General features: G+C 65.7%; 3 protein-coding genes. All 3 read left to right on the forward strand.

The window, feature by feature from the left end; all coding sequences use genetic code 11:
* A partial coding sequence (locus Q1J95_RS15485) for a trehalose-6-phosphate synthase (RefSeq protein WP_300269289.1) occupies window positions 1–837 on the forward strand: 837 nt, incomplete at its 5' end.
* Between the two features lie 37 nt (window positions 838–874).
* Entirely contained in the window at window positions 875–1,675 is an 801-nt protein-coding gene (gene otsB, locus Q1J95_RS15490; protein WP_300269292.1) for a trehalose-phosphatase, read from the forward strand.
* Between the two features lie 9 nt (window positions 1,676–1,684).
* Window positions 1,685–2,983, forward strand: a 1,299-nt coding sequence (locus Q1J95_RS15495) for a dihydroxy-acid dehydratase (protein ID WP_300269294.1), incomplete at its 3' end; no start/stop codon positions are given.

Raw genomic sequence — 2,983 nt, forward strand, 5'->3', positions numbered from 1 at the left:
CAGCGCCCCCAGGACGCCACGTACTTCCTCGCGGCCGTCCGCCGGAGACTGAAGTACGACGTGAAACAGGCGACCGTCGCCGTGCCGACGCCCGACGGGCACCGCAGCGTGATCGCGAAGGCGTTCCCGATCTCTATCGATCCCTCGCCCTACCTCGAGCTCATCGGCAAGCCCGAGGTGCAGGCTCGGGCAGCTGAGATACGCCACAGCCTCGGAAACCCGAAGAAGATCCTGCTGGGGGTCGACCGACTCGACTACACCAAAGGCATCCGTCACCGCATCAAGGCCTACGGCGAATTGCTCGCCGAGGGGCGTCTCAGTGTCGAGGACGTCACGTTCATTCAGGTGGCGAGTCCGAGCCGCGAACGGGTGGATGCCTATGTGCATCTGCGCGACGAGATCGAACTCGCTGTCGGACGCATCAACGGAAACACCGACACCGTAGGACATTCCGCTATTCGCTATCTGCACCAGGCCTTTCCGCTCGAAGAGATGGTCGCGCTGTATCTCGCAGCCGACGTGATGCTGGTGACAGCGCTGCGCGACGGCATGAATCTCGTCGCCAAGGAGTACATCGCCACGCGCGCAGACAACCGGGGCGCGCTCGTGCTGAGCGAGTTCACCGGTGCCGCGGACGAGCTTCGACAGGCGGTGATGGTGAACCCGCACGACATCGAATTCCTCAAAGACGCGATCATGACGGCGGTGGAGATGACCCCGACCGAGCAGTCCCGACGGATGCGTGCGCTGCGCCGCCGCGTGCTCGAACACGACGTGAACGCGTGGTCGTCATCGTTCCTGGAGGCGCTGGCGTCCTCTCGCTCGACGCACTCGTGAGAGGCTGGTGGCGACCGATCTGACGAGGAGAATCGCTGTGACCCGCACCTGGAATCCCGAAGCCGTCGAGGACGCTCTCACGCAGATCGCGAGGACGCCGCGGCTCGTGGTCGCGCTCGATTTCGACGGCACGGCATCGCCGCTGGTTCCCGAGCCGATGGCGGCGCGGGCGCTGCCGGAGGTGACGGCGCAGCTCGAGCGTCTCGCAGCGCTTCCTGACACGTTCATCGCCTATGTCTCTGGCCGTAGCATGCACGATCTGCAGGAGATCACCGAGCACACCCCGGCGTCGGTCGTGGCGCTGGCTGGCTCACACGGTGCGCAGTACTGGTTCCCGGGCGGTGACGCTCACAGCGATGAGCTCGAGGACTCGCCCGAAGGCGAGTCGAAGGAAGAGCTGTGGGCTGCTGCTCAGCCGATCGTCGACCGTTACGCCGGTGTTGGTCTCGAGCCCAAGGCGTTCGGGATGGGCATCCACACCCGAAGCGCCACGCCCGAAGACGAAGCGGCGGCGTTCGCCGAGATCGACGCGCTCGTCGCGGCTCGATTTCCGCACTGGCGGCGTCGCGTCGGACACCGTGTGCTGGAGTTCTCGTCACGCCTGGAAGGCAAGGATGCCGCGATGCACCGGTTGCGCGAGCACTTCGCCGCGACGGGCATTCTCTTCGCCGGTGACGATGTGACAGACGAAGACGCGATGCGCGTTCTGGAGCCCGGTGATCTCGGGGTGCGCGTGGGACCGGGGGAGTCTGCCGCAGCGATTCGTGTGGACACTCCACAACAGATTGCGGCGCTTCTGGAGGTGCTCGCGTCCGAGCGGGCCTCCGGACGGGAATAGACTGCCGTCATGTCATCGCACGATCCTTCCTCCAACGCGCCCGTCGACATCAAGCCCCGTAGCCGTGTCGTCACCGACGGCATCGAGGCTACGACCTCCCGAGGCATGCTTCGTGCTGTCGGGATGGGGGATGCCGATTGGGACAAGCCGCAGATCGGCATCGCGTCGAGCTGGAATGAGATCACGCCGTGCAACCTCAGCCTTGACCGCCTCGCGCAGTCCGCGAAGGAGGGCGTGCACTCCGGCGGCGGCTACCCGCTGCAGTTCGGCACCGTGTCGGTCTCGGACGGCATCTCGATGGGCCACGAGGGCATGCACTTCTCTCTCGTCTCGCGTGAGGTGATCGCTGACTCCGTCGAGACCGTCATGATGGCCGAACGTCTCGATGGCAGCGTGCTGCTGGCTGGCTGTGACAAGTCGATCCCGGGCATGCTGATGGCGAGCGCACGCCTGGGGCTGTCGAGCGTCGTCCTTTACGCGGGATCGATCGCTCCGGGCTGGGTGAAGCTCTCGGACGGCACCGAGAAGGACATCACGATCATCGACTCCTTCGAGGGCGTCGGGGCGTGCCGCGCCGGTCGCATGTCGGAGGAGGACCTCAAGCGCATCGAGTGCGCTTTCGCTCCCGGCGAGGGCGCATGCGGTGGCATGTACACGGCCAACACGATGGCATCGGTCGCGGAGGCTCTGGGCCTCAGCCTTCCCGGGTCGGCGGCGCCGCCGTCGGCGGATCGTCGGCGTGACTACTTCGCGCACCGTTCCGGTGAAGCTGTTGTGAACCTGCTGCGTCAGGGCATCACGACGAAGGACATTCTGACCCAGGAGTCGTTCGAGAACGCGATCGCGCTCGCGATGGCTCTCGGCGGCTCGACCAACGTCGTGCTGCACCTGCTGGCGATCGCGCGTGAGGCGCAGGTCGAGCTGAACCTGCACGACTTCAACAGCATCGGCGACCGCACCCCGCACATCGCTGACATGAAGCCCTTCGGCAAGTACGTCATGAACGACGTCGATCGTCAGGGCGGTATCCCGGTGATCATGAAGGCCATGCTCGATGAGGGCCTGCTGCACGGCGATGCCCTCACGGTCACGGGCAAGACTCTCGCTGAGAACCTCGCTGAGCTCAATCCCGACCCGATCGACGGCGAGGTCATCCACAACTTCGACAACCCGATCCACGCGTCCGGTGGCATCACGATCCTGCACGGGTCGATGGCCCCGGAGGGCGCGGTCGTGAAGTCGGCCGGTTTCGACGCCGACGTCTTCGAAGGCCCGGCGCGCGTGTTCGAGCGTGAGCGTGCTGCGATG

The organism is Microbacterium sp., assembly GCF_029263575.1.
GTDB lineage: Bacteria > Actinomycetota > Actinomycetes > Actinomycetales > Microbacteriaceae > Microbacterium.